Raw genomic sequence first — 13,748 nt, 5'->3', positions numbered from 1 at the left:
TAAAATTGGGTTTGGCGATTTGATTTTACTACTTCGCTATTTTTTTAAGCTAAAAGTGTCAACACACCCTAAACTTCACTGTAAAATTAATTTGGCGTGGATTGCCTAAAGTAACCAAGTTCTCGTTGAGCGCACCAGCATAATAATCTTTATCAAACATATTGCGGATTGCCAGTTGAGCACCCCAGTGTTCGGTATCATAACCTGCCTCAGTATCAAACAAGGTATAGCCTGGAAGATCGACTGTTAAACCATTAACACTTTTTTTGCTTTCACCGCGAACGCCCGCGCCTACATACCAACCTAAATTTGAATTGGGTTTAAAACGATAGCGTGTAGATAAGCTATAACTGTGCTCTGGAACATTATCTATCGTCAATCCGATATTTTCAGCTTGAGTATCTTTACTTATTTCTGCGTCAGGCGTGTAGGTATAGGCAGCCGTAATTTTGAGTTGATCAAATAAATGCGCTGCAAGCTCTGTTTCGATTCCACGTGTCAGCTGTTCGCCACGTTGTACTTTAAAACCTGTGTTGATTGGATCAGTCACGGAAACATTTTGGCGACGTAAATCAAACCAAGCGATACTGCCTTGAATGCGTTGATCTGGACTTTGTAGTTTTAGACCTACTTCAATTTGCTTGCCTTCCTCGGGTTTAAAGGAATTGTCATGGAAATCCGTACCACTTACAGGTAAGAATGAGGTTGCATAACTCACATAAGGTGCAGCGATTTCATTGATGCTGTAAAGCAAAGATGCATTACCTGTAAATGCATTCTCAGATTGGGTTGTTTCGGTATTTTTAACTAAATTTTGAGTGGTTGTTTCAGTCCAGTCATGTCGCCCCGCAAGATTCAAAACTAGCTGATCATTCAATTCGATTCGATCACGAAGATATAAACCTGTATATCTGAGACGATTGATATCATGGTTGGTCGGTATATCTGGGCAAGTCACCTTGGTATTGTATTCAGGTTGATAGAGATTCAAATTACCCACTGTACAACGGTTATTGATGTAATCACTTTTTTCTTGCATGGCATCAACTCCCACAGTGATTTCATGTGAGGTATTACCGAAATTTAATGTTTTTAGCAGTTGATTATCGATAGAAAAATTTAGGTTATCGACATCTTGATAACGCCCTTGTCGTTGGATCGTGGTGTAATCAATTTTACCTTCTTCGTTTTTTGCCCAAAAGTTTTTACCTGTTGCAGCAAATACTGCGGGTCCAAGCATTTCTGTTTTTTGCACTGCAAAGTTTTGTTTAAATTGCCAATCATTTTCAAAACGATGCACGAAATTATAACCTACACGATAGACATCGGCCTCATAAGCGCCATGTGATGGTTCACTAATCAATAGTTTGGAATTCAATGCGCCATTTGGATTATTTAATAATGTACCTAAGACTGGTAAACCTTGTTGTCGTAGATATTCACGATGTTGATAGCTGGCAATCACTGATAAATCGGTTTTTTCGCCTAAATCAAAATTATAAGAAGGTGAGATATAGTTGTTTTTAAAATAAACAAAGTCAGTCGGATCATTTTGATCAGAGATGCGACCATTTAAGCGAAAAGCACCTTTCTCACTTTCATTCGGACTGTAGTTGATATCGAATGTTGCTTGCTTGAGTTGATGAGAGCCGTAGGTGAAAGCGCTGCGGTAAAAGCTCTCGGCTTGTGGGCGTTTGGTGACCATGTTCACCATGCCACCAGGTTGAACTAAACCAAAGTTAACTGATGCAGGTCCTTTTAAAATTTGAACTTGATCCATACCTGAAATTTCAGTAGCAACAAAGGTACTTTGACCTTGACGTAACCCATCAATAAAGACCTGATCAGACGAAGTTTGCCCACGAATAATAAAATCATCCCAACCCCGTCTTCCGAGTTGCCCTGAGACGACCCCTGCAACACCATTTAGGGCTTCAGCCAAAGTTTGAGCTTGTTTTTGTTGTAATTGTTCTTGGGTAATCACCGTAACAGACTGAGCTGTTTTAAATAATGGCGCATTTGATTTCAAAGTGGATGTTGCTTGTGTCGCCACATAATCATTGTTTTTATCTTGTTGAGCTTTGATGGAAATTGTTGGAAGGATATTGCTTTGATCTTCAGTTGCATAAGCAGCGCTTGTTATATGGCTCAAAATAAAGATTGCAAGTAAAGTGGGGCGCGTAAAGAGCATAGAAATTTCCAAGAAAGGGCAGATCAATAAAGATGCTAATGAGAATTATTATATTTTATAGCTTAGGCGTGTTAAATCCAATAAATATATCGAAAAAGAATTTTTTTAAAAATTACGATAAATATCCAACATTCGATTGAAACATGAACTTAATCCCATTATTTTATTATGGAATTAAAATAATTCATATTTAAAGATTTTTTATGGGGTTGCTATGAGCTTTGAAAGGACAACATCACAGATATTATTCGATAATGGTCAGCATAAATGTATTAGTTTTACCAGTTTGGTAAAAGGTGAGGGAATTCAAGCCAACCAGTTTTTAATTATTGATCATGATCGTGCAGCTGTCTTAGATCCAGGTGGTGATTTGACTTATGTCCCGCTCACAATGGAACTTAATCGCTATACCAAATTGAAGAATCTAGATTATGTGATGGCTTCGCATCAAGATCCTGACATTATCACTTCGATGCCACGTTGGTTGGTCTATACCGATGCTAAAGTCGTTGCATCGAAGCTATGGGCACGTTTCTTACCCCATCTCAATTCTGCTTTTATGAGTGATCGAATGAAAGGCAATTGGGAAGAGCGTTTGATTGAACTCCCTGATACAGGTCAAGTTATTCCTTTGGGAGAGTCGGCGATTATTGCAGTTCCTGCGCATTTCTTACATTCCGTCGGGAATTTTCAGTTTTATGACCCAACTGCAAAGATTCTTTTCTCAGGTGATATGGGCGCATCAATTGTTGAAGATGCTAGTCTGCCGATTGTCGACTTTGAAGCGCATATTAAAAAAATGAAAGGCTTTCACCAACGCTATATGTGTTCCAACAAAGTGATACGTTTATGGGTCAATATGGTTCGTCAAATGGATATTGATATGATTGTTCCACAGCATGGTACGGCATTTGTCGGTAAAGAAATGATCAATCAATTTCTTAATTGGATTGAAACACTTGAATGCGGTGTTGATCTGATGAACGAATACGTATTTAGCTGCCCAACAACCTAATTGGGATGTAGGTGATTTAGCAAAATCGACGCATGATTGCATAAAAAATTTATAGGCAATATTGTTTTTCAGAATGACTTTTTTTAGGATTCTCGTTGCAAAGGAATTGGTTTTGATAACGAGAATTTTAAAAAAATGTTGTCTCAAATCGCAACGCCAGATGCATGTATGACTTGTGGTGCATGCTGCGCGAATTATCGAGTTTCATTTTATTGGGCTGAAGCTGAATATATCCCTGAAACAATGGTCGAGCCAATCACGGCTATTTATTCTTGTATGAAGGGAACCAACCAATCACAGCCCAAATGCATTGCTCTTGAAGGTGAGGTTGGAACGCGTGTGAGTTGTTCGATATATCATGCTCGAAGCACAACTTGTAAAGAAGTGAAAATTGCGGATGAACAATGCAATAAAGCACGGCTGAAATACAATCTGATCCCGTTGATAGATATTGAACAACAAGACTCAGAAAATAATGAAGATTATGATCAAGTCTGTTGATTGTGATAGCTTAAATTGAGTTTTTGCAGCAGTTGATATATTGATCAACAGCTTTTCTCAAATAATTTTCATCATAGAAAATGAAAATCACCCTGAAATTTGTTTATAATAGCTCACGGAATTTACCAGTGAGATTGTTATGCTGACCATCGTTCAAGAAGCGTTAACCTTCGATGATGTCTTATTACTTCCTGCCTACTCAACTGTTCTCCCAAAAGATGTCTCCTTAAAGACACGTTTAACTCGCGGAATTCAACTTAATATCCCTCTTGTTTCTGCTGCAATGGATACCGTGACTGAATCACGTATGGCGATTGCGATGGCGCAAAATGGCGGTATCGGTATTTTGCATAAAAACATGGATATTGCCGCACAAGCTGCGGAAGTACGCCGTGTAAAAAAATTCGAAGCTGGAATGGTGAAAGACCCAATCACAGTAACTCCTGAAACGACAGTTCGTGAACTTATTGCAATTACTCAAGCCAATAATATTAGCGGTGTACCTGTTGTAAAAGATGGCAAAGTTGTGGGTATCGTCACAGGTCGTGATACTCGTTTTGAAACCAATCTTGAACAACCAGTGAGCAACATCATGACGGGTCAAGACCGTCTAGTGACTGTTCGTGAAGGTGAGTCGAAAGAAAATATTCAAGCTTTGTTGCAAAAGCACCGTATTGAAAAAGTCTTAGTTGTTGGCGAAAACAATGAACTCAAAGGCTTAATTACGGTGACTGACTTCCGTAAAGCGGAAAGCTATCCAAACAGTTGTAAAGATGACCTTGGTCGTTTACGCGTTGGTGCAGCAGTTGGTACAGGTGCTGAAACACCTAGCCGTGTTGAAGCCTTAGTTGATGCGGGTGTTGATGCGATCGTCGTTGATACTGCACATGGTCACTCAGCTGGTGTGATTGAGCGTGTACGTTGGGTTAAAGCAAACTATCCACAAGTTCAAGTGATTGGTGGAAATATTGCAACGGGTGATGCTGCATTGGCGTTACTTGATGCGGGTGCTGATGCTGTTAAAGTTGGTATTGGTCCAGGTTCGATCTGTACAACACGTATTGTTGCTGGTATTGGTATGCCGCAGATCTCTGCAATTGACAGTGTTGCAAGTGCATTGAAAGACCAAATTCCGTTAATTGCGGATGGTGGTATTCGTTTCTCTGGCGACATGGCAAAAGCAATTGGTGCAGGCGCAAGCACAATTATGGTGGGTTCACTACTTGCAGGTACTGAAGAAGCACCTGGTGAAGTTGAATTCTTCCAAGGTCGTTACTACAAAGCTTATCGCGGTATGGGTTCATTGGGTGCAATGGCTGGAGCAACTGGCTCTGCTGACCGTTATTTCCAAGATTCTAAAGCGGGTGCTGAAAAATTAGTACCAGAAGGTATTGAAGGTCGTGTTCCTTATAAAGGTCCTATGGGTAACATCGTACACCAAATGATGGGTGGTTTACGTTCTTCTATGGGGTATACAGGTTCATCTATAATTGAAGATCTTCGCCAAAATGCAAAATTTGTGAAAATTACTTCAGCAGGTATGTCTGAATCACATGTGCATGACGTTACGATTACAAAAGAAGCGCCGAACTATCGTGTTGGTTGATTTTTCGTAATTTTACCGATAGAAAAACCGTCAGTTCGCTGACGGTTTTTTCGTTTTGGTGTAAAGTGAAACGGGTAAAAAAGCTATGACCAAAGGTCATATAAAAGATAAGAAAGTGAGTAGAAGATGAGCTATTTTGGAACTGATGGAATTCGTGGCAAGTTTGGACAAATGCCCATTACTCCTGAGTTTGCATTAAAATTAGGTTTTGCTGCGGGCAAGGTGTTGAAACGAAACAGTCCCAAAAATAAACCGATTGTTGTTTTGGGGAAAGATACACGATTATCGGGCTATATTTTGGAAGCTGCTTTGCAAGCAGGTTTGAATGCAGCAGGAGTGTATGTTCACTTACTAGGTCCATTGCCGACACCTGCGATTGCGCATTTAACACGTGCCCTCCATGCCCATGCGGGTATTGTGATTTCTGCTTCACATAATCCTTATTTTGATAATGGAATTAAATTCTTTTCAAGTGAGGGCAAAAAGCTACCAGATTCTTTGCAAGAAGAAATCAATCAAGAATTAGAAAAAGATTTGATCATTGAAGATACGGCTAATTTAGGTAAAAGCGTTCGTGTCAAAGATGCCAATGGTCGTTATATCGAGTTCTGTAAATCAACTTTCCCATATCATTTCGACTTACGAAATCTAAAAATTGTTGTCGATTGTGCAAATGGTGCAGCCTACAGCGTTGGACCTTCTGTATTCCGTGAGTTGGGTGCGAAGGTGATTCCATTATTTAATGAGCCAGATGGTTTAAACATCAATGAAAACTGTGGCTCAACGCATCCTGAACTATTGCAGAAAGCCGTTGTAGAGCAACAAGCAGATCTAGGTATTGCTTTTGATGGTGATGCAGATCGTGTCGTGATGGTTGATAAACACGGTCAATTGGTTGATGGTGACCATATTTTGTATATTCTGGCGACTCAAGCAAGTCATAAACCTGCGGGTATTGTGGGTACAGTGATGAGTAATATGGCACTTGAGTTGGCTTTAGCAAAAGCAAATGTCAATTTTGTACGAGCTAAAGTCGGTGACCGTTATGTATTACAGGCACTTGAAGAAAATAATTGGGTGATTGGTGGTGAACCATCTGGTCATATCTTGACCCTTGATAAGAGCACGACAGGCGATGCTATTATTGCTGCATTGCAAGTGCTCACTGTCATGGTAGAGCAAAGTAAAGCTTTGCATGAATTGGTTGAAGATTTTGTTTTATTCCCTCAAGTGCTGGTGAATGTTCGTTTGCAGCAAATGCTCGACCCATATTCTATCCCAGCCTTAGTCGCTGAATTTGATAAAGCCGAAAAACAACTTGAAGGTCGTGGACGTATTTTGATTCGTAAATCAGGTACTGAGCCTGTGATTCGTGTCATGGTGGAAGGTGATCAATTGGAAGAAGTTGAAGCCTTGGCAAATCACTTAGCAGAAGCGGTCCGAGCTCAAGCACAAGCTGCTTAAAAGGTGACAAGAATGAACGATGTTATTAAAGATTTGAGTGAACTACGTTTAAGCTATGAGCAAGGTGAGTTGCATGAGTCTCAAATCAGTCATGATCCTCATCTTCAATTTTTAAACTGGTTTAATCACGCCTTAGCTGCAAATTTGCATGAACCGTACGCAATGTCGTTGGCAACAGCTAATCGACTAGGTCGACCACATGTTCGTACGGTTTTACTCCGTGGAGCGACTGAAAACGGATACGATTTCTACACCAATTACGATAGTCAAAAAGGTTTGGATCTCGCGGAAAATCCATACGCTGAGTTATTGTTTTATTGGCCGAGTTTGGAACGACAAGTGCGGATTAGTGGAAAGGTGACTAAGATTTCTGAACAGGAATCAACCGACTATTACCATAAACGCCCACGTGACAGTCAGATTGCAGCACATATCAGTACACCTCAAAGTGGTGTGATTGCTGATCGTGAAGCATTACAGTCTCGTTTTGAGGACTTGCAGCAGCAAGTGGGTGATCAAGAGGAGCTTGCTAAACCTGTATTTTGGGGCGGTTATCGTTTAGAAGCAGATTATTATGAGTTTTGGCAAGGTCGACCAAATCGTTTACATGATCGTTTGAGTTATGAAAGAACAGATCAGGTTTGGGTTGTTCAACGATTGATGCCATAAATGACAAAAATTCAAATTTTAGAAAGACCATTACTCACACGCCCTGAACAGTTTCAGGGCGTGCCAACGTTTATTGCCGAGATTTTGGCACGACGTGGTGTTGCCTCAGAGCAAGAACTAGAACTGAAGCTTAAACATCTGCTTGCACCCAATCTAAAAGATTTGGATCGAGCTGTAGAAATCATTGATCAAGCAATTGATCGTCAATTACAAATCGTGATTGTGGGAGATTATGATGCTGATGGTGCAACCAGTACGGCTTTGATGGTTCTCGTACTTCGAGAGATGGGAGCAAGAGTTGAGTATCTTGTTCCTGATCGATTTAAATATGGTTATGGTTTAACACCTAAGATTGCAGAGTTAGCAGCCCAGACTTATCGCCCAGATTTATTGATTACCGTTGATAATGGAATTTCAAGCCATGCAGGTGTTGAGGTCGCTCAAGCACTGGGGATGCAGGTGATCATTACAGATCATCACCTGACCACTAAGCCAAAACCAAGTGCGGAAGCTGTGGTTAATCCTAATCAGTTGGATTGTGACTTTTCGAGTAAGTCACTGGCGGGGGTTGGCGTTGCTTTCTATGTCTTAGCAAAATTGGCAACTCACCGTAGTCAGCAAAATAAAAGTACTAGCAAAGTGTCTCAATACTTGGATTTGGTTGCTTTAGGTACTTATGCGGATGTTGCAAGTTTGGATTATAACAATCGTATTTTGATTGATGCAGGTCTAAAACGTATTCAGCAAAACCAATGTCGGGCAGGTATTCTCGCGCTACTTGACGTCGCAGGTCGAGAGGCTTCAACTTTGCGAGCACAAGATTTGGGTTTCGTCTTAGGACCGAGAATCAATGCTGCTGGTCGTATGGAAAGTATGAGAATTGGGATCGAATGCTTACTCGCGGAGGATATGGCAACAGCTTATCCACTGGCACAGCAACTCAATCAGTTAAATGTTGAGCGACGCCAAGTTGAAACTGAAATGAAGCAACAAGCATTAATTGCTTTGCAAAACGTTCAACTTGAAACAGATCAAATTCCGCCCGCTATCGTGATGTATGACGAACAGTGGCATCAAGGTGTAATTGGGATTGTCGCTGGACGTTTAAAGGAGCAATTTCATCGTCCGAGTTTAGTTTTTGCCCCCGATGAAGATGGTATTCATATTAAGGGATCTGCACGTTCTATTGATGGGATTCATATCCGCGATATGATTGAACATGTCGCAGAGCAATATCCGCATCTTGTGACTCATTTTGGTGGGCATGCAGCGGCAGCGGGTTTGACGCTCAAAAAAGCACATTTTAATGAGTTCAAACAGCTATTTATTCAGACAATTGCTGAAATGGATGCTGAATTGTTTCATGCAACGATTTGGACAGATGGTGAATTGCCTGAGAACGCTTTAGATCTATCTACAGTGGATTGGATTGAACAAATGGGCCCATGGGGACAAAAATTTCCATTTCCACAATTTCAAGGAACATTCAAAGTCATTGATTATCGCTGGTTGAAAGATCAGCATCTCAAGTTAAAACTTTCACTTGGTACACAGTCGATTGATGCAATTGCATTTAATGCGGTTGACCGTTTTGAGTTTAATCCAATGCAGGGTTTTGTTGATTTGGTCTATACCTTGGAGCGTAATGTTTTTAATGGAAATGTCAGTCTACAATTACAGGTTGTGCATTTAAAACAATAAAAAACCGCTCAAATTTGAGCGGTTTTTAGAAAGATTAGTAGCGGAATGTGCCGTTAATTCCATACGAGTTCGCGCCGTCGATCCCTGTATAACCAACACCCACAGCAAATGTTGGAGTAAAGAATTTTTGCGCACGAATGCTGAAAATGGTATCTGCATCTTCAGCGGTTGAATCTGCGAATGCAATTCCGACACTGAGTGTTGGGTCTAGATAGAGATCAGCAGCTAAACGATATGTTGTCTCATCACCTATATAGCTCTGAGCTTCAAAATTGGTGTAATAACCTGCAATAGGTGAAACATATTTAGCACGAAGTGTAATTGCGGTGTCTTCATCTTCTTCGCCTGTGATAGCGACTGCATTTGAATAAGTTGTGATAAAGCCATATTGAGCAGCTTGAATAGGATCAAAACTTTTCGATAAATCTGCGACACCTACGGCAAGTAGCATCCCATGTGTTGGAAGAAAGCCTACTTCAGCCGAATAACCATTGCCATCATCACTCGCAAATTTGTAAGACTCATTATAGCTCTTTGCAATCGCTTCTATGTCGGTTCTATGCAGACTTCCTGAGATATAGAATTGCGTGTTGGGAATATAAAATTCACCATTAAGACCGATAGAGTTGAACTCTTGTTTGAAATCTACGTTTATTTGCGGTATTCCGCCAAAATTCACAAAAGAATAAATACCTGATTCTTCTGCATAGGTATAACCTAAGCCAATGTTTGATGTTTTATCTAAGAATGCCGCTTCCGCTAGTGGAGCATTACGTGTTTGAACTGGGTTAAAATAATATTTACCATTTACACTTGCTGTGTTAACGCGATGGCTATCCATTTCGCTGTCTTTAATATATGTATATTCATAAGCACCCATGAGCTGAGTTTGGTATGCATTTGCATTTACACCGATGCAAGATGTTAATAGTGCAGTAATAAGACTTAATTTTTTCATAAAAACCTGACCCCTTGTTAAAATAATACGTGCTATTAATAAGTTATTGCGCGATGTAGTGTAGTGATATTTGAAAACACGTCAATAATGCTTAAATGAACAGTAAAATTTTATTGATATTTTTTTCGACCCATTGGTTTGAGACTTAATTCTTTTTCTATGTACTTTTATCTAAGAAATTAAAAAAAGCCCTGATCTTAAAGAGCAGGGCTTTTGTCTTTTCGTATGAAGTGATGTTTAGTCACTTTCTTATTTAGAAGCGATATGCACCACGGATACCATAGGTATTGTAGTCATCACCAAAACCAACACGACCTTCTAAACTTACTTGTTGATTTAGGAATTTCTTCGCAGAAATACCCCATTCATCACGTTTTGTGAGGTCATTGTTGTAGTAATCTGCACCGACACTTAAGGTTTTGTCGAGATAGAAGTCACCTTTAACACCGTACTCATCTAAATCACCAAATGCACCATAAGCTTCCAGGTTGACATCATTCGCTCCAACCTGAGTGACGTATTTAGCACGAACTGTTGGGTCAGCGCCATCTTCACCATCTTTCTCATCGTATCCTTTAACACCAAGTGCAAGTAATAAACCTGGTGCTGGTAAATAACCTACCTCAGCACTATAAGTTGTTACTTTTTGATCGATTGGCAGGTTGTCTACTTCAAGTTCGTCACGACCTAAATTACCGCTTAAGTAAAAGTCACTGTTCGGAACGAAGTATTCAACACCAACACCGTATTGCGAGTTCTTCACACCGTCATTGTCGGCATAATTCACTTTTGCATTTACATTACTAGAGCGGTTCAAAAACGCTGCTTCAGCAAGAGGTGCATTACGTGTTTGGACTGGATTAAAGTAATAAGTCCCATCTACACCAAAACTATGTGTACTATCGAACTGATCCCAATCTGTATAAGTATATGAACCACCTACTTCAGCTTGATACGCATGTGCAGTACCTGTTACTGCCAAAGCAGATAAAAGTGCTGATGCAATTGCTAATTTTTTCATGGCTACTCCCCTTTGAGATAATGAACCAATTGAATGTTAATTACATGTTTTGTTACAACTCTCAGTCTAGTTAAAAACTTTAGCGGGTCAATCAAAGGAAAGTAATCAAACTGTACGAATGTATTTTTTTTGTAAAATTTGCAATATAAAATATTGATTTATAACTAGTATTTAATAATGTTTTGATTTATTAAAACTTAGGAGAGATTGTGTGTTTAGGTAATTTTCGTGTATTTAAGCAACAATCTTGTCGCTAGATGTTTCAAAGTACGATTACTTTGTTTCAATATTTCTGATAAGTAAATAGTAAATCTATAAGAAAAACACTTTAAAAGGTTATGGCTGTGTCGCATAAAGCACTTATGTTAAAATATTAGGTTAGGTGAAAATTTGTGAGAACAGACGCGTGGAAATCAATCCGTATTTAATCCAATTGAAAGATTTATCTGATCGTAGCCAAACACTACGGGGGTATCTTTGACTACGATCTAAAAGCAGAGCGTTTAGAAGAAGTTTTAAGAGAATTAGAAGACCCTGCGATTTGGAATGACCAAAGTCGTGCGCAAGCAATTGCGAAAGAAAAGGGCAGTTTAGAAAATACTTTAGGTGTATTTGATCGTCTTGCAGAACAGTTAGATGATGCAAAAGCAATGCTTGATCTGGCTGTTGAAGCTGATGATGAAAGCTTACTTGAAGATGTGCAAGCAGAATTAGATAGCGCTGAACAAGCTCTTGGGAACCTCGAATTCCGTCGTATGTTTAGTAATCCGATGGATCCAAACCCATGCTTCCTTGAAATCCAATCTGGTTCGGGTGGTACAGAGGCACAAGACTGGGCTTCGATGTTATTACGTATGTATATGCGTTGGATCGAGCGTCATGGTTTCAAAGCAGAACTGATGGAAGTTTCTGATGGTGACGTGGCGGGTATTAAATCAGCGACGATTCGAGTTGATGGTGAATTTGCTTATGGGTGGTTACGTACAGAAAGTGGTGTACACCGTTTAGTTCGTAAATCTCCATTCGATAGTAATAATAACCGTCACACTTCATTCTCTGCCGTATTCGTTTCACCAGAGATTGATGACAATATCGAAATTGATATCAATCCATCAGATGTTCGTACGGATACCTATCGTGCATCAGGCGCGGGTGGTCAGCATATTAACAAAACTGACTCAGCTGTTCGTCTGACTCACGCGCCAACAGGTATTGTGGTTGCATGTCAGAACCAACGTTCACAACATGCCAACCGTGACCATGCGTGGAAACAACTACGTGCCAAACTCTATGAGTTAGAAATGAACAAGCGCAACGAAGCAGCTCAGGCGCTCGAAGATTCTAAATCGGATATTGGCTGGGGAAGTCAGATTCGCTCTTATGTACTTGATGACTCACGTATTAAAGACTTGCGTACAGGTGTCGAAAACTCCAATACAAAAGCTGTGCTTGATGGGGACTTAGACAAGTTTATTGAAGCGAGTTTAAAACAAGGTCTGTAAGTTTTATCCAATAAAAACGGCAATCTCGTTCAGCTCTCGACCCTTAATCGAAAAAATATGATATTAATATCGAAAAAAATAGATATTAATATTTATAAAATTCGATATACTGGGTTGAGATGCTGAACAAAGCTTTGCCTGTTGAGAAACGTGGTGAGTCTATGGATATTGATGTTATAAGCAAAGCCTTAGCCAATCCGTTGCGTCGACAGATTTTGCAATGGCTAAAAGAGCCTGAGCAATTTTTACCTGTACAAGAATGTGGTGGCAGTTTCGAACGCGGCGTATGTGCAGGACACATCGAACGTTTAGGAAAGGTTGCTCAATCGACCATGTCAAATCATCTGTCTGTATTACAGCAAGCAGGTTTGATTAAGGTTGAGAAATATGGGCAATGGTCATATTTTACGCGTAATGAAGCTTTGATTCAGCAATACATCGAACATTTAAAACAAACACTTTAAAGTAACAAGTGTAAGTTGAGGCGATTATGGCTGAGTTAAATTCTGCATTGCAAGTCGGTGACTTTACAATCAAGAACCGTTTGGTTTTAGCACCGTTAACAAGAGCACGTAGCGGTGAACAACGTATCCCAAATGATCTGATGGTTGAGTATTACCAACAACGTGCTAATGCAGGTCTGATTATTACTGAAGCGACTGTGATTAGCCCGAAAGCGGTAGGATATGCCAATACCCCAGGTTTATGGTCACAAGAACAAGCGCAAGCTTGGAACAAAATTGTAAAAGCCGTGCATGCGCAAGGTTCAAAAATTGTTGTTCAGTTATGGCATGTAGGACGTATTTCACATCCAGACTTATTAGATGGTGATACACCTGTCGCACCAAGTGCAATCCAGCCAGCAGGGGAAGTGAGTTTACTTCGTCCGAAACGCCCGTTTGTGACACCTAGAGCTTTATCGCACGAAGAAATTCAAGAAATTGTAGTTGAGTATAAACACGCTGCTGAACTTGCGAAGGCTGCAGGTTTTGATGGTGTTGAGCTGCATGCTGCCAATGGATATCTAATCGATCAATTCTTGCAAAGTAAAACCAATACTCGCGAAGATGAATACGGTGGTTCAATTGAAAACCGTGCACGTTTGTTGTTGCAAGTCGTT

At 40.0% G+C, this 13,748-nt stretch carries 11 protein-coding genes and 1 pseudogene; 9 read left to right on the top strand and 3 right to left on the bottom strand.

Features of this window, described 5'->3' with window-relative positions:
- Positions 1 to 58: 58 nt before the first annotated feature.
- Entirely contained in the window at positions 59 to 2,191 is a 2,133-nt protein-coding gene (locus A2003_RS11895; protein WP_286687424.1) for a TonB-dependent siderophore receptor, read from the bottom strand.
- A gap of 214 nt (positions 2,192 to 2,405) precedes the next feature.
- Between A2003_RS11895 and A2003_RS11890 the strand changes: the two genes are divergently transcribed.
- The 6 genes from A2003_RS11890 to recJ all read left to right on the top strand — a co-directional run bounded on the left by A2003_RS11890 (position 2,406) and on the right by recJ (position 9,147).
- Positions 2,406 to 3,206 (top strand): oxygen-binding di-iron domain-containing protein, encoded by an 801-nt coding sequence (locus A2003_RS11890; protein ID WP_286687423.1) that lies wholly within the window; start codon positions 2,406 to 2,408, stop codon positions 3,204 to 3,206.
- Positions 3,207 to 3,341: 135 nt separating this feature from the next.
- Positions 3,342 to 3,707, top strand: a complete 366-nt coding sequence (locus tag A2003_RS11885) for a YkgJ family cysteine cluster protein (RefSeq protein ID WP_125272725.1) — start codon at positions 3,342 to 3,344, stop codon at positions 3,705 to 3,707.
- Positions 3,708 to 3,846: 139 nt separating this feature from the next.
- Complete coding sequence (gene guaB, locus A2003_RS11880; protein WP_125299045.1) at positions 3,847 to 5,313, top strand: IMP dehydrogenase; 1,467 nt, start codon at positions 3,847 to 3,849, stop codon at positions 5,311 to 5,313.
- A gap of 126 nt (positions 5,314 to 5,439) precedes the next feature.
- Positions 5,440 to 6,777: a phosphoglucosamine mutase gene (glmM, locus tag A2003_RS11875; RefSeq protein WP_004951321.1), complete on the top strand. Its 1,338-nt coding sequence runs from the start codon at positions 5,440 to 5,442 to the stop codon at positions 6,775 to 6,777.
- 12 nt (positions 6,778 to 6,789) lie between these two features.
- Positions 6,790 to 7,446: a pyridoxamine 5'-phosphate oxidase gene (pdxH, locus tag A2003_RS11870; protein ID WP_004909891.1), complete on the top strand. Its 657-nt coding sequence runs from the start codon at positions 6,790 to 6,792 to the stop codon at positions 7,444 to 7,446.
- The gene (gene recJ / locus A2003_RS11865) at positions 7,447 to 9,147 is read left to right on the top strand and encodes a single-stranded-DNA-specific exonuclease RecJ (protein ID WP_004964921.1); all 1,701 of its coding nucleotides are present in this window, start codon (positions 7,447 to 7,449) and stop codon (positions 9,145 to 9,147) included.
- Between the two features lie 34 nt (positions 9,148 to 9,181).
- On the opposite strand, the gene A2003_RS11860 is transcribed toward recJ, so the two are convergent.
- On the bottom strand, positions 9,182 to 10,105 hold the full coding sequence (locus A2003_RS11860; RefSeq protein ID WP_151738903.1) for a putative porin: 924 nt from the start codon (positions 10,103 to 10,105) through the stop codon (positions 9,182 to 9,184).
- 253 nt (positions 10,106 to 10,358) lie between these two features.
- Entirely contained in the window at positions 10,359 to 11,126 is a 768-nt protein-coding gene (locus A2003_RS11855; RefSeq protein WP_004909885.1) for a putative porin, read from the bottom strand.
- A gap of 406 nt (positions 11,127 to 11,532) precedes the next feature.
- Here A2003_RS11855 and prfB point away from each other — a divergent pair.
- The 3 genes and pseudogenes from prfB to A2003_RS11840 all read left to right on the top strand — a co-directional run.
- Positions 11,533 to 12,628, top strand: a protein-coding gene (prfB, locus tag A2003_RS11850; RefSeq protein ID WP_108565294.1) for a peptide chain release factor 2 whose coding sequence is annotated in 2 segments (ribosomal slippage) — positions 11,533 to 11,604 and positions 11,606 to 12,628 — 1,095 coding nt in all. Because the reading frame shifts where the segments join, the coding sequence is not laid out codon by codon here.
- A 161-nt stretch (positions 12,629 to 12,789) separates the two neighbouring features.
- Complete coding sequence (locus A2003_RS11845) at positions 12,790 to 13,092, top strand: ArsR/SmtB family transcription factor (RefSeq protein ID WP_005403396.1); 303 nt, start codon at positions 12,790 to 12,792, stop codon at positions 13,090 to 13,092.
- Positions 13,093 to 13,118: 26 nt separating this feature from the next.
- A pseudogene (locus A2003_RS11840) lies at positions 13,119 to 13,748 on the top strand (oxidoreductase); the annotation flags it as partial.

It is taken from the genome of Acinetobacter sp. GWC1_38_13 (genome assembly GCF_001767535.1).
GTDB lineage: Bacteria > Pseudomonadota > Gammaproteobacteria > Pseudomonadales > Moraxellaceae > Acinetobacter > Acinetobacter junii.
This window is presented reverse-complemented; position numbering and strand designations above follow the sequence as displayed.

What these genes read in the sequence shown, in the direction of transcription:
- A2003_RS11895 (WP_286687424.1), bottom strand. Translation starts at nt 2,191, where the DNA reads ATGCTCTTTACGCGCCCCACTTTACTTGCAATCTTTATTTTGAGCCAT.
- A2003_RS11890 (WP_286687423.1), top strand. Translation starts at nt 2,406, where the DNA reads ATGAGCTTTGAAAGGACAACATCACAGATATTATTCGATAATGGTCAG.
- A2003_RS11885 (WP_125272725.1), top strand. Translation starts at nt 3,342, where the DNA reads ATGTTGTCTCAAATCGCAACGCCAGATGCATGTATGACTTGTGGTGCA.
- guaB (WP_125299045.1), top strand. Translation starts at nt 3,847, where the DNA reads ATGCTGACCATCGTTCAAGAAGCGTTAACCTTCGATGATGTCTTATTA.
- glmM (WP_004951321.1), top strand. Translation starts at nt 5,440, where the DNA reads ATGAGCTATTTTGGAACTGATGGAATTCGTGGCAAGTTTGGACAAATG.
- pdxH (WP_004909891.1), top strand. Translation starts at nt 6,790, where the DNA reads ATGAACGATGTTATTAAAGATTTGAGTGAACTACGTTTAAGCTATGAG.
- recJ (WP_004964921.1), top strand. Translation starts at nt 7,447, where the DNA reads ATGACAAAAATTCAAATTTTAGAAAGACCATTACTCACACGCCCTGAA.
- A2003_RS11860 (WP_151738903.1), bottom strand. Translation starts at nt 10,105, where the DNA reads ATGAAAAAATTAAGTCTTATTACTGCACTATTAACATCTTGCATCGGT.
- A2003_RS11855 (WP_004909885.1), bottom strand. Translation starts at nt 11,126, where the DNA reads ATGAAAAAATTAGCAATTGCATCAGCACTTTTATCTGCTTTGGCAGTA.
- A2003_RS11845 (WP_005403396.1), top strand. Translation starts at nt 12,790, where the DNA reads ATGGATATTGATGTTATAAGCAAAGCCTTAGCCAATCCGTTGCGTCGA.